An 18,575-nucleotide genomic window follows, 5' to 3' on the forward strand; every position below is an offset into this window, starting at 1 on the left:
CCCGAGTCCTCCCGGCGGGCCGGTGCCGTGGCCTACCCTGTGCCGGGTGAGCAGCCCGTCCGCCGGCGGGTACCGGACCACCGTCCGGGCCGCCGACGACCGCGAGACGCCCACGCGCACCGCCGGCACCCGCGCCATCCCGGGGCCCAGGAGGCGCCGGGCCCATCGGCTCGTGCCCTGGCCCGCCGCCCCCGCGCCGCCGGCCGCCGCCGCACCGGGACCGCGCTCCGCCCGCCCGGCCGCGCTCTCCTCGGTCACCGCCACCGCCGTCCTGGCACTCGCCGGCTGCGGCGTGCTGATCCTCCACCTGGTCCGCCGCCAGACCGGCACCACCGGGCTGCTGGTCGGGCTCGGCCTGGCGCTCGTCCCGCTGCCCTTCGTGCTCGGCGGCCTCGCCTGGCTCAACCAGACCGCCCGGGTGCCGCTGCGCCACAGCGTGTTCTGCCTGGGCTGGGGCGCCTTCGCGGCGACCACCGTCGCGATCCTGGCCAACGGCTGGACCAGCACCTACCTGACGGCCCACCAGGGCAGCCTGGGCGAGGTGCTGGGCGCCGACCTGGTCACCCCGGTGATCGAGGAGAGCGCCAAGGGCGCCGCCCTGCTCGTCCTGCTGCTGCCGCTGGGCCGGCGGATCCGATGTCACGGCCACCGCACCGACCGCCCCTGCGCGAGCGTGCTGCGCCGGCTGCCCGGCCCCGGGCAGCCCCGCGGACACGACCGCCGGCCGGCCCCGCCGCACGCCCGGGGCCGGCCGCGGCCGCGCCCCTACCTGCGCCCGCTCCCGTACCTGCGGCCCTACCCGCCGACGCCCGACCGGCCGCGGGCCCGGGCCCGCCCGCGCACCCTGGCCGCCGGGGTCGTCCTCGGCGGGATCACCGCCTGCGGCTTCGCCTTCACCGAGAACGCGCTCTACCTGGGGCGGGCCTTCACCGACGACCAGCAGCAGCGGCTGGACAGCATCGGTCTCGGGGAGTCCCCCAGCCTGCGGGACTTCGACGGCACCGTGCAGACCTTCGTCCTGCGCGGCCTGCTCTCCCCCTTCGCCCATCCGCTGTTCACCGCGCTGACCGGGCTCGGCCTGGCCATCACGCTCACCACCGGCCGGCGCCGGCTGGCCAGGCTCGCCGCGCCGGCCGGACTGCTGCTGTCGATGGCCCTGCACGGCACCTGGAACGCCGCCGCCGACCTCGGCACCCACGGCTTCCTGCTCGTGTACGCGGTGCTGATGGTGCCGTGCTTCGCCGCCCTGGTCTGCTTCGCGGCCTGGGCCAGGACCAGGACCGCACGCCATGCCGCGCGCCGCCCGCACGCCCCCGCCGGGGCCCGGTGAGGAAGCGATTTCCCATTCGGGCGACTTCCCCGTAGTGTGGTGTTCACCGACGCGGGGTGGAGCAGCTCGGTAGCTCGCTGGGCTCATAACCCAGAGGTCGCAGGTTCAAATCCTGTCCCCGCTACTCAGTAGCGGAAAGGCCCGGAGGATTCTTCCTCCGGGCCTTTCGCATGTCCGGAGCCCTTCCGGTGTTCCGGAGCCTCGCGCCGGCCCGGGACCGTTCGCCCGGCCTGGTCGCGATGGGGCGGCAACAGTCGGGCCACGAAACCGCGACACCGCCAGATCCCAAGATCAGATAAAATTCCGTGAAACATACTGGGAGCCCCTCTCACCCGTTCGGACGCGCTCGGACGCGCCGAGTCAGGAAGCTCCCATGCTGACGAAGCGCCTTGCCGGCACCGCCGCGATCTGTCTGCTGCTGGCAGCGGGCACGACCGCGTGCGGCACCACCAAGGACAAGGCCTCCGCCGCCGTCCCGAAGCTCGACACGGACAAGCTGAGCGCCCAGGACATCGAGAAGCAGGCCAAGGACGCCCTGACCGGCGCCTCCTCCCGTCAAGATCGTCGGCAACATGACCGACGACGACGGCAGGATGAGCATCGACCTGGCGCCCGACACCAAGGGTTGGTGCACCGGCTCGATGGGCATGCCCGGCGCGGGCACGTTCGAGATCGTCAACGACGGCAAGCAGTCGTACGTGAAGCCGGACAAGGAGTTCTGGACCGCGATCGGGGGCCCGGACGGCGCCAAGGCCGCCGAGCTGTTCAAGGGCCGCTACCTGGCGGGCTTCGAGAGCGACCCGGAGATGAAGAACCTCAGCTCGGTCTGCAACCTCGCCGAGCTGAGCAAGAAGATCGTCGAGGAGGACGGCGCCAAGTCCACCGCGACCGAGGGCTCGGCCGGCACCGTCAACGGCGCGAAGACCTTCAGCCTCAAGGTGAAGGACGAGAAGGGCGAGGAGTCCACGATCCACGTCGCCACCGAGGGCAGGCCCTACCCGGTGCGGATCGAGAAGACCGCCGGCAAGGACACCGGCCGGATGGACTTCACCGACTACGACAAGCCGCTCACCGTCCAGGCCCCGCCGGCCGACAGCGTGCTCGACTTCTCCAAGTTCAAGGACCAGTTCAAGACCGCCTGAGCCCCGCGCGACGGCCCCGGTTTAATCCGTTGCCCTCCTTCGGGTGAGCTGCCTAAAGTAGCCGCACACTGAAGGGAGGTGATCCTGAATTGAGTTCCATCAGGATGCGTGAGGTGGCTGCTCGCTAGAGCCGCCCCTGCCTGCGCAGGACGAGGCTCGATGCCTCCGGCAGGCGAATTCCAAGCAGTCACCCGGCCCGTGGGCTCACCGGTACATCCCCGGTGCCTCGGCGCCCGGCCATCGCGAGGCCGGACACCGAGGAGCAGCCCACGGGCTGTCTGCTGTTCCGGGGCCGGTGCTCCGGGCCCGGAAGCGGGCCTCCGGCGGGGGTCGGGCCCCCGGACGGGGCGCCCGGGGCGTTTGCCTCCCGGGGCTCCGGCGCTAGAGTCGGCGCGGATTCCGGAGCGGAGCGGGACGGCCACAGGGGGTAGGCGATGGCGAGGACGCGGCGGGCCGGGGGAACGACGGCCCCGCGCACGGCACAGCGGGGTGCGGTCGGGACGCTGCTCGGGGTGGGGGCGCTGGGACTGCTCCTGTTCTCCCTCGGCCGGGAGCACAGCTGGCAGGCACTGGGCGGCGGGTTGGTGGTGTCCGGGGCCTCGGCCGTCCTCGGCGGCGCGCTCGGCTTCCTGTTCGGGGTGCCCCGGGTGCGCGGCGGCTCGGGCGGTGAGCCGCAGGGCTCGTACGTGCCGAACACCAATCTGGAGCAGGTCTCCGACTGGCTGACCAAGGTGCTGCTGGGCGTCGGGCTGACCCAGCTCGGCTCGCTCGGCGAGCGACTGCACCAGCTCGGCGCGGCGCTGGCCCCGGCCCTGGGCGGTGAGGAGGGCGCGGCCCCCTTCGCGGCCGCGCTCGTCCTGTACTTCCTGGTGCTCGGCTTCCTGGCCGGCTGGCTGGTGACGCGCCTGGCCCTGCCGCAGGTGCTCTCCGACGCCGACCAGGCACTCGAGCTCTTCCTGGCCGGCCAGGACCGCGACCGCCGGGGCGACAAGGTGGGCGCGGACGACCTGCGGGTCCGGGCGATGCAGCACCTGGGGCTGCTGGGCGGCAGCGCCGGCCGGGCGGACGAACCGGCCCGCCTGCTGCCGTCGGACGCGACGACCGGGCCGGAGAGCGTCCTGGCCGAGGTCCGGTCGACGGCCCGGCGTTCGGCACTCACGGCGGACCGGGTCCGGGAGCTGTTCGCGGACGGCTCAGAGGACCGGCGGATCCAGGCGCTCGCCCTGATGCAGGGCGATCCGGCCCTGGCCGACCTGCCCAGCGTGCTGGACGCGATCGAGCGCCCGCGCTCCGGCTTCGAGCAGTACCACGCGCTGCTGGCCGCCCGGGGCCTGCTCTCCCGGCTGCCGGCCGCGGAGGGGCAGCGCCTGCGCGACGCGGTGGCCGGCCGGCTGGTGGCCGCGGACGGCATCCCGTACGGCTCGGACCGGAGCTGGCTGGCGGAGAAGATCCTGTCCCGCCTGGAGGCACCGGCCCCGCTCCCCCGGAAGGTCGACCTCCCGCAGCAGGCCGGTCCGACCGCCGCACCGCAGCCCGACCAGCCCGGCCAGTCCGGCCAGTCCGACCAGTCCGACCGGCAGAGCCGGCCGCCGGGTTAGGCCCGGCCCGACGGCGGAGCCCGGACCGGTCGAGCAGCCGCGCGACGGGTGACTACCGCCCGCCCGGCCGGGACGGGCCCGCGCCGGCGGACCTGAGCCGGTGGTCGGCGGCCCGCAGGACGAGGACCCGCCCGAGGCGCCCCGAGCCGGCCGGGAGCCGGCGGACCTCGCTGGCGATCCGGCGCTCACCCAGCGCGCGGCGCAGCCCGTCGAGGTGGCGGCAGCGGCGGCCCGCACCGTCGTTCAGGGGGTGGACCCGGACCTCGCCGTCGGGGGCGGTCACCCGAACCAGCTCGGTCAGTGCCGCCACCTGCTGGGCGGGGCCGAAGAGCTCCGGGTAGGCGAAGACCAGGAACCCGCTGAGGGTGAGCGCGAAGGTGTCGTCCGCGAACGGCAGCCGGGGCAGCGCGGCCGCCACGTACTGCTGCGGGTGGGCGGCGGAGTCGGCGGCGAACAGCCGGCGGGCCCGGTCCCAGCTGCGCAGGTAGCGGTCGTACGGGCGGTGGTAGGGCGCCGGGTAGAGGTCGGGCCGGGCGTCCATCGCGGCGGCCATGGCGGACCGGGCGGCCAGCGCGCGGGCCGCGAGCTCGGGCGCCGGCCACGCGTACGCCGGGTCGGTGGCGATCACCCGGCAGCCCAGCTCGCGCGCCTCGGCGGCGAGACCGGCGGCGCCGCCCGGGCAGTCGAGCACCGGGCCGGGGAGGGCGGCGAGCGAGGCCCTGGTCAGGTCGAACAGCGCGCAGTACTCGTCCAGCGGGCGGGAGGTGACCAGGACGTCGGCGGCGGGGTCGGTACGGGCGGCCATTCGGCCATCGGAACACGGGTCGGCCCCGCCCGCACCCGGAGCGTCCGGGGCGGGCGGGGCCGAAGGGGCGGGCGGGCGTTCAGCGGCCGAGCAGGCCCCGGACGGCGAGCCGGTTGACGTTGGTCAGGCCGCGCACCAGCTGCGGGGTGAGCAGGACGAACACGAAGCCCAGCAGCGAGACCCCGGCGATCTGCAGCGGTCCCTCGACGTAGTAGACGTGCTCGACGCCGTGGCTGTCGGCGTAGTCGAACACCTTGAAGCCCGGCCAGCCGACGTACGTCGGGTAGACCCACTGGTAGAGCGGGTAGAGCGCCAGCACCCAGCCGACCAGCAGGAACGTCAGCGACATCGCGAAGCTGAGGACCGCCCACGGGAACATCACCACCTGGTAGAGCACGGCCTTCCAGCCCGCCGCGTCCGCCAGCCGTGCGGTGATCGCGCCCCAGCCGCCGGGCCGGCTCGCCCGGACCGGCTTCGGGCCGGGCACGTCCAGCGAAAGCATGCCGAGGGCCCGGGCCCGCTCCAGCCGTCCGAAGCCCCGGGCCCCGCCGGTCAGGGCGGCCAGCACCGGCATGCCGAGCACGGTGACGAGGGTGCCGAGGCCGAAGGCGAACAGGACGACGGCGAACGCGAACCCGACGAGGGCGACCGGCAGCCCGGTGAGGGCGAAGCCGAGCTCCCGGTAGAAGTAGGACGAGAACGGCGCCCGCCAGACGTACGGCGGCTCCTCGGTGCGCCGTACCGCGTCGTCGCGGTCGTACTCACTGCGCTGCGTGCTGAGGCTGCTGCTCATGGCCCTCGGTCCTCGGGTCCTTCTCGGTGGTGTGCCGGGCTGACGTCTCAACCCTGTCAGAGCCCGGACCGGGCGGACATCCGGCTCCCCCGCGAAGCGGGTGGGGGGTTAACCCCCCGTCCGGGGCCGCCCGCCGCCGGACGGCCACTCGTCGGCGAGCAGCGAGTACTGGAAGGAGTCGTGCCAGGTGCCGCGCAGGAGCACGTCGTGGCGGATCCGGCCCTCCGGCCGGAAGCCGGCCCGGGTGAGCACCCTGATCGAGGCCGCGTTCTCCACGTCCACCCGGGCGGCCAGCCGGTGCAGGCCGAGCGGGCCGAAGGCGAAGTCGCAGAGCAGCGCGGTGAGCTCGCCCGCGTAGCCGTTGCCCCAGGTGTCGGGGCGCAGCGCGTAGCCGAGGTCGGCGCAGTGGTGGCCGCCGAGGGTGAGGGCGGCGTTGCCGATCGGGACGGCGCGGGCCGGGTCGTCCGCGTCGGTACGGCGGGTGACGGCCAGCCGGTAGACGGTCCGCTCGTCCCGCAGCGCCTCCTCCAGGTACTGCTCGATCTGGTCGGCGCAGTCCTCGCGGTCACGCGGCTCGAACGGGAGATGGCGGGTGGCCTCCGGATCGCCGAACACCGCGTACAGGGCGTCGATGTCACCGGGGCTGTGGTGGAACTCGCGGATGGCCAGGCGGGGGCCGGTGAGTCGGACGGGGACCATGCCTGCCGACCCTACCCGGGCTTTCCGGTTACCTTACGTGACATGGAAGAAGAAGACCTGCGGCTCGCCCCGCGCACCAAAGCCGCCGAACTGCTCGCCTGGGCGCGGACGCAGGACCGCCCGCCGGTGGCCGAGGCGCCGGTGCGGGCCGTGCTGGCGCTGCTGGAGCTGGGCGAGGGCAGGATGCGCGACGGCTGGCCGGAGCTGACCTCGGACGCCGTGGAGCAGCTGCTGTACGAGCGGCTCTACCTGTACGTCCAGCCCGCACCGGAGGAGGACCCGCTGGCGTACGGCGCGGCGGTGCGGCTGCTGATCGACCACCAGCGGGCCGCGAAGCGGCTGAACGCCAAGCGGCAGGAGCGGCTGCACGCGGAGGCCGAGTGGCAGGGTGAGGTGGCCGCCGGGCTGCTGCGCCGGGCCGATCTGGTCACCTGGCCCCGGCTGTACACGCTGCTGCTGCGCGCGGACGGCGTGGACCTCACCGACCCGGAGGCGGTCCGGGGCTGGCTGACGGCGTTCCGGGAGCTGGCGCCGGAGGACCGGCTCGCCGCGTGCGAGGCGTTGGAGGAGGCCGGCGAGCTGGACGCGGTGGACGACGGGGGCTGGGGCGACGCCCGGGCGATCAGCGTCGGGATGGCCACCGACGGTGCCCGCCGGCTCCTGGAACAGGGGTTGATGCGGCGCAGCTACCGCAACCTGGCGGAGCTGACCGCGCTGGGCCGGCCGATGCCCGACGAGCTGGCCGGGGACTTCGGGGCGTTCGAGGAGGCCGCCGTGGAGGCGGCGCTGGACCTGGCCGGCGAGTGGACGGTGCCGGGGCTGCCCCGGCTGCTGGTGGAGGAGTTCCCGGAGCTGGCTCCGGAGCCGGGCCAGGAGGAGATCGACGCGTACGTGGCGCAGCTCTCCGAAGCCCCCGAGGAAGCCGACGAGGAAGCCGACGAGGGTTTCGAGACCGGGGAAGCCGAAGCGGCCGACGGAGCCGAGGTGACCGACGGAGCCGGGGAGGCCGAGGACCGGGACGCCCCCGGGGCCTGAGACGCGACGGTGCCCCGGCCGTCGTGGTGACGACCGGGGCACCGTGGCGTGCTGTCAGGGGGTGATGCCGCGCTGCTCGAACCAGGTCTCCGGGTCGACCGGGGCGCCGCCGCCGGGGCGGACCTCCAGGTGCAGGTGCGGGCCGGTCACGTTGCCGGTCGCGCCGACCTTGCCGAGCTGCTGGCCCGGGACGACCTTGCCGGAGCCCTTGATGATCGAGGAGAGGTGGCAGTACCAGATCTCGGTGCCGTCGGGCAGCGTCTCGACGATCCGGTAGCCGTACGACCCGGCCCAGCCGGCCGAGGTGATGGTGCCCTGGCCGACCGCGTACACCGGGGTGCCGGTGTCGGCGGCGAAGTCCAGGCCGGTGTGCAGGTGGGCCCAGTAGGAGGCGCTCTGGCCGTAGTGGGCGGAGAGGTCGTAGTCGCGCACCGGCAGGTTGATGGCGGCGAGCTTGGCCTTCTCGGCCGCCTCGGCGGCGAGCTTGGCCTCCTGCTGCTGGGCGGCGCGCTTGGCCTCGGCCTCCTTGGCGGCCTGGAGGCGGGCACCTTCCTCGGCGGCGGTGCGCTGGCTGTCGGCCTGCAGCTGGATCCGGGCGGCGAGCGCCAGGCCCGGGTCCGCGGAGAGCGCGACCGGCGTCTCGTCCGGGGCCTCGACGGCGGGGGCGGCGGCCGGGGTGGCGGAGGCGAACCCGGTCGCGCCGAGGGTGGCGGCGACGGCGGTGACGCCGAGCAGCGGAGCGGTGCCGCGGCTCTGACGGGGCATCCGGTGCCGGTTGGCCTCGGCGGCCTGCGGGCCGCCGTCGGCGGGCCCGCCGAACTCGCCCGGATGGGCGGGCGGCCAGGGGTGGTCGAGCAGCTGGGTGCCGGCGGGGGAGCCGGGCAGGTGTGCCGGAGAGTGCGACGACGCCACGGAGGCGCGCTCCTTTCCTTCCTTCGCGCCTACCGGGTTAGCTGACGGGTTCGGAGCAGGAAGGTCTCCTACGGCTGGGCCTGGGCCCGGCCGATTCACCCCAAGGAACGTGGTTCCCCGGCTCCCTGGCCTGCCCGGAGGCCGGCCGGCGGGATTAGGCGACGGCGCACGGTGCCGTCTGGGTACGGCGTTGCGGACCGCGCTGCGTTATCAAACGTTAATCCTAGGAGCCTCTGATTCCAAGCCGTCCGTTCGGGAGAGCCGGATACGACTCGGACACTACGCGACCCGATGGGCGATTTGGGCGGATTACCGACAACTGACACTACCGAACGTGATTGGACGTCAACGAACGACCCCCTATCTGAGTACTTCTACTCATGTGCGGCCCGGACCGGCGCCGCCATCCTGACGCCATGAACGCACCGATGCAGTCACGTACCACGGCCGCGTACTACATCCAGGCCGTCCTCTCCTTCGCCCTCTCCGGCGGCGCCCTCGCCGTCGGGATCGCCTACCTGCCGGTCGGCGGCTGGACCCGCGCCTTCCTCGCGGTCGGGCTGCTCTACACCGTCACCTCCGCCTTCACCCTGGCCAAGGTGGTCCGGGACCGGCAGGAGACCAACGAGATCGTCACCCGGGTGGACCAGGCCCGGCTGGAGAAGCTGCTCGCCGAGCACGACCCGTTCAAGGTGGAGGGGGTCTGAGCCGCGACACCGGGGCGCGCCGGGAGCCCGGCGGTGGACCGCGACGGGCCCGCTTGACGGCTAAGGCTATTAGCCTTAGCTTTATGGCTATCTGCACTCAGCCGATGTCCCGGCGGACCGAGGAGGCCCCCATGCCCGGCACCTTCACCCCCAGTACCCAGTACCTCGACGTCCCCGGCGGCCGGCTGGCCTTCGACGACACGGTGCGGGGCGACGGCGCCCCCGTCGTCCTGCTCCCGGGGATGCTCGACAGCCGGGCCGCGTACCGGCACCTGCGCCCGCTGCTGGTGGCCGCGGGCCACCGGGTGATCACCCTGGACCTGCGCGGCTTCGGCGAGTCCTCGATCGACTGGGACGACTACTCGCCGGCCGCGATCGCCACCGACGTGCTCGCCCTGCTGGACCACCTCGGCATCGGTCGCGCCGCGCTGGTCGGCAACTCCTACACCGGCGCGACCGCCGTCCGGGTGGCCGGGGACGCGCCCGAGCGGGTCGCCGGGATCGTCCTGCTGGACGCCTTCGTCGAGAACGTGCCGCCCAGCACGCTGCAGCGCGCGATGTTCGGCGTGATGGGCGCGCTGCTGGTGCACTCGCCCGCGTTCTGGGGCCTCTACCACCGCAGGATGGCCTACCCGACCGCCAAGCCGGCCGACTTCGACGCCTATGTGGACGGGCTGGTCGCCGCGATGCGCACGCCGGGCCGCAAGAAGGCCACCCGGGGCTACGTCCGCGGTGACTCCGCGCCGACCGGCTGGACCGCCGCCGTGACCTGCCCGGCGCTGGTCGTGATGGGCAGCAAGGACCCCGACTTCCCCCGGCCGGAGCTGGTCGCCGACCGGCAGGCCGCCGCGCTGAAGGCCCGCAAGGTGATGATCGAGGGCGCCGGGCACTACCCGATGGCCGACCACCCGCGGGCCACCGCCGACGCCCTGCTGCCGTTCCTCGCCGAACTGGCCTGATCCCCGCCCCTTCTGCCCGCACGGAGACCGCACCATGCCCAGAGTCGGACTGACCCCCGAACAGGTCGTCGACCACGCCCTCGCCCTCCTCGACGAGCAGGGGTCCGAGGCCCTCACCCTGGCCGCCGTCGCCGGCCGCGCCGGGGTGGCCACCCCCTCGCTGTACAAGCACGTCAGCGGCGGACTCGCCGAACTGCGGCGGCTGATCGCCGTCCGGGTCACCGAGGAGCTGGCCGACCGGCTCGCCGAGGCCGCCCTCGGACGCGGCGGGGACGACGCCGTCGCCGCCGTGCTGCGCGCCTACCACGGGTACGCCACCGAGCACCCGCACCGGTACAACGCGCTGCCGCAGGCCCCGCAGCCGGACGACGACCTGACCAGGGCGGCCGGCCGGCTGGTCGGGGTGATCATCGCGGTGCTCCGCGGCTACGGTCTGGACGGCTCCGAGGCCGTCCACGCCGCCCGGACCGTCCGGTCGGTGGCGCACGGCTTCGCCTCCCTGTCGATCGGGGGCGGCTTCCAGCTCGCCGAGAACCTCTCCGACACCCAGGACCGCCTGATCACCCTGCTCACCGGCGGCCTCCGGAACTGGCCCACGGCCTGAGGCCCGCGCCACCGAACCCCGCCCGGTGCCGGACCCCGTCGACGCCGCGCCCGACACCCCGCCCGACACCCCGGGGCAGCGGCCCGGGGCGATCGTGCCGCCCGCCGGCCGGCCCCGGCGGAACCCCTGGTCAGGGCGGTCGCCCCGGACGCGGCCGACGAGCGGACGCCGGTACCGGTGCGCCGTCCGGGTCACCCGTCACCCGCTTGAGAAATAAGGTATGAAGAATTGAGTGCCCCATAAGGCAACGGAAAGGCCGGGAATCCCATGGACCTGACCTCGCCGTGGCTTCCCCCCTCCGAGGACGAGAGCCGGACGCCGCGCAGCAGCCCCACCGCGCGCAGCGCGATGCGCTGTGTCCGCTTATTGCTCGGCTGCACCAGCGCCGCCGAACTCCTCGGCACCGTCCTCGCCGAGGGCCCGGGCTGGATCACCGGGGAGGGCTCCGCGCTCTACCTGGTGGATTCCGCCGGAATGCTCCGGCTCACCGCCTCGCACGGACTGCCCGACTGGGCCCACGAGCGGTACAGCCTCGTCGATCCGGCGAGCGAGCTGCCCGCCGCGATGGCGCTGCGACTGCGCCGCCCGTACCTGCTCAGCCCGGAGCGCACCAGCGTCGACTATCCCAACCGCAACGCCGGCATGGGCACCGGCATGGTCGCCCTGATCACCCTGCCGATGATCGTCGACGAGCGGCCCATCGGCGTGCTCGCCCTCGCCCTCGCCCACCGGGGCACCGTCCCCCGCCGTGACCTGGACGTCCTGGAGACGCTCGGCGACGCGTGCGCCCACCGGCTCGCCCATCTGCTCGACAGCGCGCAGGCCGGCACCCGCCCGGCCGGGACGGCCCGCCCGGGCGGCGGTGCCGCCGCCGGGACCGCCGGCGACCGGGCCGCCGGCCTGGCCCACCCGATGCTGTCGCTCGCCGTGCGCTCCGCCGGGCACGGCGCCTTCGAGCGCGACCTGGTGACCGGCGAGACCTACTGGGACGCCACCGCCTACCGGGTGGTCGACCGGCCGGTGCCGGTCGGGGGCGCCCCGGCCGCCGCCCCCGACCTGGACCGGCTCGTCCACCCCGAGGACCTGCCGGAGGTCCAGGCCGCCCTCGCCGAGGCGCTCGCCACCGGCGGCCCGTACCGGATCGAGTACCGGGTGCCGCGCCGGGGCGGCGGCGTGATCCGGATCGAGGAGACCGGCGAGGTGATGCTGGACGTGCACCGGCGGCCGGTCCGGATCGCCGGGCTGCTCGCCGACCGGGACCGCGCCCGCGCCCCCGAGGAGAACCCGCCCGCCGGTGGGCCGGGCGGCGGCGCCCAGGCCGTCGGCGCCCGCTCGGCGCTGCTGCTGGCGCTCACCCGGGCGCTGTCCCGCGCGGTCACCGTCCGGGACGTGACCACTGCGGTGACCGATGTCGCCCGGCCGGCCTTCGGCGCCGCCGGCATCGTGCTCGACCTGGTCGACGAGGGCCGGCTGCTGCCCGTCTCGCACACCGTCTACGGCGGTCCGCGCCGCACCGAGCTGACCCGGCTGGCCGACCTCTCCGAAGGCGTGATGCAGCACTCGCTGGCCCGCTCCTCACCGCTGTTCAGCGAGCCCGGGCCGGCCCGGCGCGGCGGTGGCGGGCCGCTGACCCCGGCCTCCTGGGCGGTGCTCCCGCTGGTCGCCTCGGGACGGCAGGTCGGCTCCTGCCTGATCACCTTCTCCACCGAACGGGCCTTCGGCCGCGAGGACCGCACCCTCTACTCCGCCTTCGCCGGCATCCTGGCGCAGTCCCTGGAACGTGCCCGGCTCTACGACATCCACCACCACCGGGCGACCGAACTCCAGCGCGCCATGCTGCCGCGCACCCTGCCGCGGCTGCCCGGGCTGGCCAGCGCCGCCCGCTACCTGCCCAGCACCGAGGGCATGCAGATCGGCGGCGACTGGTACGACCTGCTCCGGCTGCCGGACGGCCGGATCGGTCTGGTGATCGGCGACGTCCAGGGCCACAACGCCGAGGCCACCGCCGTGATGGGCCAGCTGCGCAGCGGCCTGCGCGCGTACGCCACCGACGGCCACGACCCGGCCGCCACGCTGGCCAGGACCAGCCGGCTGCTGTCCGAACTCGACACCGACCTCTTCGCGACCTGCCTGTACCTCACCCTCGATCCCGCCGACGGCAGCCTGCGGGCGGCCCGGGCCGGGCACCCCTCCCCGGTCCGGATCGCGGCGGACGCCAAGGCCGTCGAGCTGGACCTGCCGGGCGGCCCGCCGCTGGGCGTGGACCCGGGGATGCCCTACCAACTGGCGGTCGGGCACCTGGCGGTGGGCGAGACGCTGCTGGTCTACACGGACGGGCTGGTGGAGGACCGCGAGGAGGACTACGACGAGTCGGTGCAGCGGATGCTCGGCGGCCTGGAGCTGTGGGCCCGGCAGACCGGGCCGGTCCGGCTCGGCCCGGCCGCGGCCCTGGACCGGCTGGCCGATCTGCTCACCCTCAACGTGACCGAGCGCCGCTCCCGGCCGGACGACGTCGCCCTGCTGTTGCTGCACCGGAGCTCGCCGGTGCCGTGAGCAGGGCCTCGTCCACCGGCGGTACCCAGCCGGCACCCAGGTGGCACGGGGCCCACGACCGGGCGCCCCGGGCGCGGGCCGTCCGGGCCCGAAGGAGGTCTGATTGGCGTCGTATTGACGGGATATTGACGAGATCCGGTCAGTTGGCGAGATCCGTTCACACCTTCGTAGGATCATCACCCTAGAATTCGCGGCGTGACGATGACTCAGTGGTGCGCAACGGCAACCGGCGTTCTCGCCGCCCTCGCCCTCGTGACCGCCGCCCGCTACCGCGCGGTCTCCGTCACCCAGCGCCGCCGGGCCGACCGGCAGCAGCGCGACAACAACCGCCTGAAGGAACAGCTCGCCGCCCAACTGGCGCACCGGGGAACCGAGCTGGCCGCCGTCCAGCAGGAGCAGGAGCTCAACGCCTCCACCCAGCGGGCCTTCCTCAGCGTCGCCCGCCGGATCCTCGTGATGGCGCACGACCAGCAGGCCCTGCTGGACGAGATGGAACGCACCCACGACGACCCGGCACTGCTGGAGGGCCTGCTCAAGGCGGACCACGCCGCCGCCCAACAGGCCCGCCTCGCCCAGACCCTGGCCGTCCTCTGCGGAGCCCGGGCCGGGCGGCACTGGCCCGAGCCGGTCCCCCTGGAGGACGTGGTGCGCGGCGCCCAGTCACGCATCCTGCCCTTCCAGCGGGTGGTGGTCCGCAGCCGGATCGAGACCGCCGTGGTCGGCGCCGCCGCCGAGGCGCTCATCCACGCCGTGGCCGAGCTGCTGGACAACGCCACCCGCTACTCGCCGCCCAGCACCCAGGTGTTCGTCACGCTGATGCCCGTCCACAACGGCGCCGTCGTCGAGATCGACGACGGCGGTGTCGGCATGCCCGAGCAGGCCGTCGCCAAGGCCGCCTCCGCGCTGGCCGGCGGCACCTCGCTGGAGGTCTCCCGGCTGGGCGAGGTACCGCAGCTCGGTCTGGCCGCGGTCGGCCGGCTCGCCGAGCAGTACGGGTTCCGGGTCACCCTCAGCTCCGCGCCCTCCCCCTACGGCGGGGTACGGGTCGTGGTGCTGCTGCCGAACGCGCTGCTCACCGAGCCGCTCCCGCCGACCGTCCCGGGCCTCGGCCCCGACGACCGGGCGTTCACCGCCGGCCCCCGCCGCACCCCGGCCGACCCGTACCCGGCCGGGCACCCGATGACATCCGGCCACCCCCTGGTGGAGACCCCACCGCCCGGCCCCGCCGCCGCGCCGCCGCTGCCCCGCCGGAGCCACCGGCGCGACCGCGCCAGCCGCCACGGCGCGCCGTCCGCTCCCCCTCCGGCGCCCGCGCCGTACCGGTCGGCACAGGACGCCCGGACGTTCATGGCGATGTTCCAGGCCGGCACCGCCAACGGCCGGTCGGCCGCCCGGACGCAGGCCCAGCCCCACCCTTCCCTTCCCGCTTCCCCCCAGCTCCCCCAGCGCTTCGGAGAGTTCCATGACCACCACCCCTGATCTCGGCTGGCTGCTCGCCGACATCATCTCCGTCCCCGAGGTCCAGCACGCCGTCGTGGTGTCCAACGACGGCCTGGAGATCGGCCGCAGCGCGGGCATCCCGCGCGAGGACGCCGAGCGGCTCGCCGCCGCCTGCTCGGGCCTGCAGTCGCTGGCCCGCGGCGTCGCCCAGGGCTTCGGCGGCCACGGCAGCTCCACCCGCCAGATCGTCATCGAGTACGGCGGCGGCTACCTGTTCGTCGTCGCCGCCGGGGCCGGGGCCCACCTGGCCGTGGTGACCGGCGAGGCGGTGGACGCCGGCCTGGTCGCCTACCAGATGCAGGTCCTGGTCGAGCGGATCGGCAGCCATCTCACCAGCCCGCCGCGCGTCGATCACGCGGCGGGGGGCCTGCGGTGAACGGGCCGGTACGGCCCTATGTGATCACCGGTGGCCGCAGTCGGCCCACCCGGGCCGCGCTCGCCGTCGAAAGCCTGGTCAGCGCGTTACCCGACCGGCCCGAACTGCCCGAGGACTCGCTGCTCAACCGCGAGCACCAGCGGATCCTGGAACTCTGCCGCAGCCTGCTGTCGGTCGCCGAGGTGGCCGCCTACCTCGGGCTGCCGCTCGGCGTCGTCAAGGTCCTGGTCGGCGACCTCTGGGACCTCGGCGCCGTCCAGGTGCTCCCGCCCGTCCCGCAGGCCGAACGCCTGCCCGCAACCCTCCTGGAAGAGGTGCTCGTTGGCCTCCGCCAACTCCGCTGACCGGCACACCGCCGAGCAGCGGTCGCAGCCGCGCCCGCCCGAACCGCAGTACCTGCCCCCGTCCGTCCAGGGCGCGGTGAAGATCCTGGTCACCGGCCCGTTCGGGGTCGGCAAGACCACGCTGGTCGGCGCGCTGAGCGAGATCACGCCGCTGCGCACCGAGGAGACCATGACGGCCGCCAGCAGCGGCATCGACGACCTCACCGGGCGCCCCGGCAAGACCACCACCACGGTCGCGCTGGACTTCGGCCGGATCACCCTCAACTCGCGGCTCGCCCTGTACCTCTTCGGCACGCCCGGACAGCAACGGTTCTGGCCGCTCTGGGACGACCTGTCGCGCGGTGCGCTCGGCGCCATCGCGATGGTCGACCTGCGCCGCCCGGACGAGAGCTTCGACGTGCTCGGCCGCCTGGAGGAGCAGCGGATCCCGTTCGCGGTGGCCGTCAACACCTTCCCGGACACGCCGAGTTACCCCGAGGAGGAGCTGCGCTCCGCCCTCGACCTGCTGCCCGAGGTCCCGATCCTGTACTGCGACGCACGGGACCGCCGGGCCGCGTACGACCTGCTGATCGACTTCGTCGACCATCTGCACTCCACCGCCGTACTGGAGCTCCAGCGATGACCACTCCCGACCCGGGCCAGGCTGCCGCACGGTCGACCGGGCAGCTGTCCGCGCCCCCCGGCTGCCCGGCGCACGCCGGCGGGGGCCTGCCGGCCGGGGTGCCGCTGCCGCCGCTGTGGGGCGCCGCCGTCGCCGAGGACCCGCACGGGCTGTACTCCCGGCTGCGGGCCCAGTACGGCCCGGTCGCGCCGATCGAACTGGAACCCGGGGTCGAGGCCTGGCTGGTGATCGGCTATCCCGAGCTGCTCGAACTCACCCGCAACGAGGCGCTGTTCTCCAAGGACTCGCGCCGCTGGCGGGTCCCCGCCGAGGGCCGGCTGGCCGCCGACTCCCGGCTGCTGCCGATGACCTCCTGGCGTCCCACCCTGCTCAACCTGGACGGCGCCGAGCACCAACGGCTGCGCGCGGCCGTCGCCGACACCCTGGCCCAGATCGACCACCGCCAGCTGCGCGAGACCACCGAGGCCGCCGCCGACGCCCTGATCGACAGCTGGGGCCCGGACGGCACCGCCGACCTGGTCGCCCAGTACGCCCGCCGGCTGCCGCTGCTGGTCTTCACCCAGTTGCTCGGGCTGCCCGCCGAGGCCGGACCGCGCCTGGTCGAGCTGATCAGCCACTTCGTCGACAGCAGCAAGGACTCCGTGCGCGCCAACGCGGAGTTCCAGGCGATCCTGGTCGACCTCGTCCGGCGCCGCCGCGTCGCGCCCAGCGCCGACCTCACCTCCTGGCTGCTGGCCCACCCGGCCGCGCTGAGCGACGAGGAGGCGGTGCACCACCTGGTGGTGATGATGGTCGCGGGCAACGAGACCACCATCAACTGGACCGGCAACACCCTGCGGCTGCTGCTCACCGACCGCCGCTTCCGGGCCACCCTCACCGGCGGCCGGCTCACCGTGGCCGACGCGCTGGAGGAGGTGCTCTGGCGCGACCCGCCGACGCAGAACTTCCCCGGCCGGTGGGCGACCGGCGACACCGTCCTCGGCGGCCAGTACATCAGCGCCGGCGACATGCTCGTGCTCGGCCTGGCCGCGGCCAACGCCGACCCGGCCGCCCAGGGCGCCTCGTCCGCCGCGCAGAGCTCCCTCGGCGGCAACCGGGCCCACCTGGCCTGGGGCGCGGGCAAGCACGTCTGCCCGGCGCAGCACCCGGCCCGGATCATCGTCGAGACCGCCGTCGAGACCCTGCTGCACCGGCTGCCGGACCTCCAGCTCGCGGTACCGCCGCAGGACCTGGCCTGGCGTCCGTCGCCCTGGTCGCGCGCCCTGGTCAGCCTGCCGGTGCTCTACAGCGCCTTCACCCCGCCCCGCCCGCCAGCCCCCGAGAGGCCGTCATGGACACCGCCGCCCCTGAGCACGACCGAACCGGCCACCGGCCGGAGCCCATCCGGCTCGACCCCTTCGGACGGGACCAGCACGGAGAGAACGCCCGACTCCGGGAAGCCGGCCCGGCGGTCCTGGTGGAACTCCCTGGCGGGGTGGTGGTCTGGGCGATAACCCACCACGACACCCTCCAGGAGCTGCTCGCCGACCCCCGGGTGGGCAAGAACCCGCAGCTCTGGACCACCTTCACCGAGGGACGTCTGCCCAAGGGCTGGCCGCTGCTGAACTTCGTCACCGTGCCGGGCATGATCACCGCGGACGGCGAGGACCACCGGCGGCTGCGCGGTCTGGTCACCCAGGCGTTCACCCCGCGCCGGGTCGCCGAGCTGCAGCCCGCCATCGAGGCCCGCACGCTGGCGCTGCTCGACGGCCTGGCCGGGCTGGAGGGCGGGTTCGACCTGCGCGAGCACTTCGCCTACCCGCTGCCGATGCAGGTCATCGGCGAGCTGCTCGGTCTGCCGGCCAAGCAGCAGGACGAACTGCACGAGCTCTCCGACACCCTGGTGTCCAGCTCCGCCACCCCGGAGGCCGCGATCGCCGCCCAGCAGGGGCTGCAGGCGCTGCTCGCCTCCGTGGTCGAGGCCAAGCGCGCCGAGCCGGGCGACGACCTGACCACCGATCTGATCGCCGCCCGCGAGTCCGGGGACCGGCTCAGCGAGCGCGAGCTGGTCGGCACGCTGCTGCTGATGCTGGTGGCCGGCCACGAGACCACCCTCAACCTGATCACCAACGCCGTCCGCGCCCTGCTCGCCCACCCCGACCAGCTGCGGCTGGTGCTCGACGGCGAGCAGCCGTGGTCCGCGGTGGTCGAGGAGACGCTGCGGTACGACTCACCGGTCGGGCAGTTCCCGCTCCGGTACGCGACCGAGGACATCCCGGTGGGCGAGGTGGTGATCCGGCGCGGCGAGGCGCTGCTCGCCTCCTACGCGGCCGCCGGGCGCGACGCCGGGCACTACCCGGACGCCGACCGCTTCGACCTCACCCGGCAGCCGAACCGGCACCTCTCGCTCGGGCACGGCCCGCACTTCTGCCTCGGCTCCGGACTCGCCCGGATGGAGGCGGAGACGGCGCTGCGCCACCTGTTCGGCCGCTTCCCCGGGCTCGCCCTGGTCGAGGGAGCCGTCCCGGAGCCGATCGGGTCGTTCGTCAGCAACAGCGTGAAGACCCTGCGGGTGACGGTGTGACACCGCCGCGGTGACCTGAGGGCGGCCGGGTCG

18 protein-coding genes, 1 tRNA gene and 1 riboswitch are annotated in these 18,575 nt (G+C 74.5%); of the genes, 15 read left to right on the forward strand and 4 right to left on the reverse strand.

Annotated elements, in window-relative coordinates; all coding sequences use genetic code 11:
* Window positions 1-46 precede the first annotated feature (46 nt).
* From ACIQTO_RS26045 to ACIQTO_RS26060, 4 genes are all read left to right on the forward strand, one after another.
* Window positions 47-1,330, forward strand: coding sequence for a PrsW family intramembrane metalloprotease (locus ACIQTO_RS26045; protein WP_402392509.1), 1,284 nt, complete (start codon window positions 47-49; stop codon window positions 1,328-1,330).
* A 50-nt stretch (window positions 1,331-1,380) separates the two neighbouring features.
* A tRNA-Met gene (locus tag ACIQTO_RS26050) sits at window positions 1,381-1,454 on the forward strand.
* A 448-nt stretch (window positions 1,455-1,902) separates the two neighbouring features.
* Window positions 1,903-2,472, forward strand: a complete 570-nt coding sequence (locus ACIQTO_RS26055; RefSeq protein WP_402392512.1) for a hypothetical protein — start codon at window positions 1,903-1,905, stop codon at window positions 2,470-2,472.
* 512 nt (window positions 2,473-2,984) lie between these two features.
* Entirely contained in the window at window positions 2,985-4,070 is a 1,086-nt protein-coding gene (locus ACIQTO_RS26060; protein WP_402392515.1) for a hypothetical protein, read from the forward strand.
* A gap of 52 nt (window positions 4,071-4,122) precedes the next feature.
* Here the strand turns inward: ACIQTO_RS26060 and ACIQTO_RS26065 are convergent, their stop codons facing one another.
* From ACIQTO_RS26065 to ACIQTO_RS26075, 3 genes are all read right to left on the reverse strand, one after another.
* Window positions 4,123-4,875, reverse strand: coding sequence for a class I SAM-dependent methyltransferase (locus ACIQTO_RS26065; protein ID WP_402392518.1), 753 nt, complete (start codon window positions 4,873-4,875; stop codon window positions 4,123-4,125).
* A 79-nt stretch (window positions 4,876-4,954) separates the two neighbouring features.
* Window positions 4,955-5,668: a sensor domain-containing protein gene (locus ACIQTO_RS26070; protein ID WP_402392521.1), complete on the reverse strand. Its 714-nt coding sequence runs from the start codon at window positions 5,666-5,668 to the stop codon at window positions 4,955-4,957.
* A 108-nt stretch (window positions 5,669-5,776) separates the two neighbouring features.
* Complete coding sequence (locus tag ACIQTO_RS26075; protein ID WP_402392523.1) at window positions 5,777-6,367, reverse strand: GNAT family N-acetyltransferase; 591 nt, start codon at window positions 6,365-6,367, stop codon at window positions 5,777-5,779.
* A gap of 42 nt (window positions 6,368-6,409) precedes the next feature.
* Between ACIQTO_RS26075 and ACIQTO_RS26080 the strand changes: the two genes are divergently transcribed.
* Window positions 6,410-7,402: a hypothetical protein gene (locus ACIQTO_RS26080; protein WP_402392526.1), complete on the forward strand. Its 993-nt coding sequence runs from the start codon at window positions 6,410-6,412 to the stop codon at window positions 7,400-7,402.
* A gap of 54 nt (window positions 7,403-7,456) precedes the next feature.
* Here the strand turns inward: ACIQTO_RS26080 and ACIQTO_RS26085 are convergent, their stop codons facing one another.
* Window positions 7,457-8,314, reverse strand: a complete 858-nt coding sequence (locus ACIQTO_RS26085; RefSeq protein WP_402392529.1) for a M23 family metallopeptidase — start codon at window positions 8,312-8,314, stop codon at window positions 7,457-7,459.
* Between the two features lie 12 nt (window positions 8,315-8,326).
* Window positions 8,327-8,485: riboswitch (cyclic di-AMP (ydaO/yuaA leader) on the reverse strand.
* Between the two features lie 245 nt (window positions 8,486-8,730).
* Between ACIQTO_RS26085 and ACIQTO_RS26090 the strand changes: the two genes are divergently transcribed.
* The 10 genes from ACIQTO_RS26090 to ACIQTO_RS26135 all read left to right on the forward strand — a co-directional run bounded on the left by ACIQTO_RS26090 (window position 8,731) and on the right by ACIQTO_RS26135 (window position 18,542).
* Window positions 8,731-9,021 carry a YiaA/YiaB family inner membrane protein gene (locus tag ACIQTO_RS26090; protein ID WP_402392532.1) on the forward strand — a complete coding sequence of 97 codons (291 nt, stop codon included), beginning with the start codon at window positions 8,731-8,733 and terminating at the stop codon, window positions 9,019-9,021.
* A gap of 83 nt (window positions 9,022-9,104) precedes the next feature.
* Window positions 9,105-9,980, forward strand: a complete 876-nt coding sequence (locus ACIQTO_RS26095) for an alpha/beta fold hydrolase (protein WP_402392535.1) — start codon at window positions 9,105-9,107, stop codon at window positions 9,978-9,980.
* Between the two features lie 34 nt (window positions 9,981-10,014).
* A complete protein-coding gene (locus tag ACIQTO_RS26100; RefSeq protein WP_402392538.1) occupies window positions 10,015-10,584 on the forward strand; it encodes a TetR/AcrR family transcriptional regulator in 570 nt (189 codons plus the stop codon).
* Window positions 10,585-10,851: 267 nt separating this feature from the next.
* A complete protein-coding gene (locus ACIQTO_RS26105; RefSeq protein ID WP_402392541.1) occupies window positions 10,852-13,137 on the forward strand; it encodes a SpoIIE family protein phosphatase in 2,286 nt (761 codons plus the stop codon).
* 201 nt (window positions 13,138-13,338) lie between these two features.
* Window positions 13,339-14,616, forward strand: a complete 1,278-nt coding sequence (locus ACIQTO_RS26110; RefSeq protein WP_402392928.1) for a sensor histidine kinase — start codon at window positions 13,339-13,341, stop codon at window positions 14,614-14,616.
* On the forward strand, window positions 14,600-15,013 hold the full coding sequence (locus ACIQTO_RS26115) for a roadblock/LC7 domain-containing protein (RefSeq protein WP_402392544.1): 414 nt from the start codon (window positions 14,600-14,602) through the stop codon (window positions 15,011-15,013). Before ACIQTO_RS26110 ends, ACIQTO_RS26115 begins: the two co-directional genes overlap by 17 nt.
* Entirely contained in the window at window positions 15,010-15,357 is a 348-nt protein-coding gene (locus ACIQTO_RS26120) for a DUF742 domain-containing protein (protein WP_402392546.1), read from the forward strand. The genes ACIQTO_RS26115 and ACIQTO_RS26120 overlap by 4 nt, the downstream gene beginning before the upstream one ends.
* Window positions 15,335-15,979, forward strand: a complete 645-nt coding sequence (locus ACIQTO_RS26125) for a GTP-binding protein (RefSeq protein WP_402392549.1) — start codon at window positions 15,335-15,337, stop codon at window positions 15,977-15,979. The genes ACIQTO_RS26120 and ACIQTO_RS26125 overlap by 23 nt, the downstream gene beginning before the upstream one ends.
* Window positions 15,976-17,472 carry a cytochrome P450 gene (locus tag ACIQTO_RS26130; protein WP_402392552.1) on the forward strand — a complete coding sequence of 499 codons (1,497 nt, stop codon included), beginning with the start codon at window positions 15,976-15,978 and terminating at the stop codon, window positions 17,470-17,472. Before ACIQTO_RS26125 ends, ACIQTO_RS26130 begins: the two co-directional genes overlap by 4 nt.
* Complete coding sequence (locus ACIQTO_RS26135) at window positions 17,436-18,542, forward strand: cytochrome P450 (RefSeq protein ID WP_402392554.1); 1,107 nt, start codon at window positions 17,436-17,438, stop codon at window positions 18,540-18,542. The genes ACIQTO_RS26130 and ACIQTO_RS26135 overlap by 37 nt, the downstream gene beginning before the upstream one ends.
* Window positions 18,543-18,575 lie beyond the last annotated feature (33 nt).

It is taken from the genome of Kitasatospora sp. NPDC091207, from assembly GCF_044768625.1.
Classification (GTDB): Bacteria; Actinomycetota; Actinomycetes; order Streptomycetales; family Streptomycetaceae; genus Kitasatospora.

Coding starts and splice junctions, on each gene's coding strand:
- ACIQTO_RS26055 (WP_402392512.1), top strand. CDS start 1,903: ATGACCGACGACGACGGCAGGATGAGCATCGACCTGGCGCCCGACACC.
- ACIQTO_RS26065 (WP_402392518.1), bottom strand. CDS start 4,875: ATGGCCGCCCGTACCGACCCCGCCGCCGACGTCCTGGTCACCTCCCGC.
- ACIQTO_RS26070 (WP_402392521.1), bottom strand. CDS start 5,668: ATGAGCAGCAGCCTCAGCACGCAGCGCAGTGAGTACGACCGCGACGAC.
- ACIQTO_RS26075 (WP_402392523.1), bottom strand. CDS start 6,367: ATGGTCCCCGTCCGACTCACCGGCCCCCGCCTGGCCATCCGCGAGTTC.
- ACIQTO_RS26080 (WP_402392526.1), top strand. CDS start 6,410: ATGGAAGAAGAAGACCTGCGGCTCGCCCCGCGCACCAAAGCCGCCGAA.
- ACIQTO_RS26090 (WP_402392532.1), top strand. CDS start 8,731: ATGAACGCACCGATGCAGTCACGTACCACGGCCGCGTACTACATCCAG.
- ACIQTO_RS26095 (WP_402392535.1), top strand. CDS start 9,105: ATGGCTATCTGCACTCAGCCGATGTCCCGGCGGACCGAGGAGGCCCCC.
- ACIQTO_RS26100 (WP_402392538.1), top strand. CDS start 10,015: ATGCCCAGAGTCGGACTGACCCCCGAACAGGTCGTCGACCACGCCCTC.
- ACIQTO_RS26105 (WP_402392541.1), top strand. CDS start 10,852: ATGGACCTGACCTCGCCGTGGCTTCCCCCCTCCGAGGACGAGAGCCGG.
- ACIQTO_RS26110 (WP_402392928.1), top strand. CDS start 13,339: ATGACTCAGTGGTGCGCAACGGCAACCGGCGTTCTCGCCGCCCTCGCC.
- ACIQTO_RS26115 (WP_402392544.1), top strand. CDS start 14,600: ATGACCACCACCCCTGATCTCGGCTGGCTGCTCGCCGACATCATCTCC.
- ACIQTO_RS26130 (WP_402392552.1), top strand. CDS start 15,976: ATGACCACTCCCGACCCGGGCCAGGCTGCCGCACGGTCGACCGGGCAG.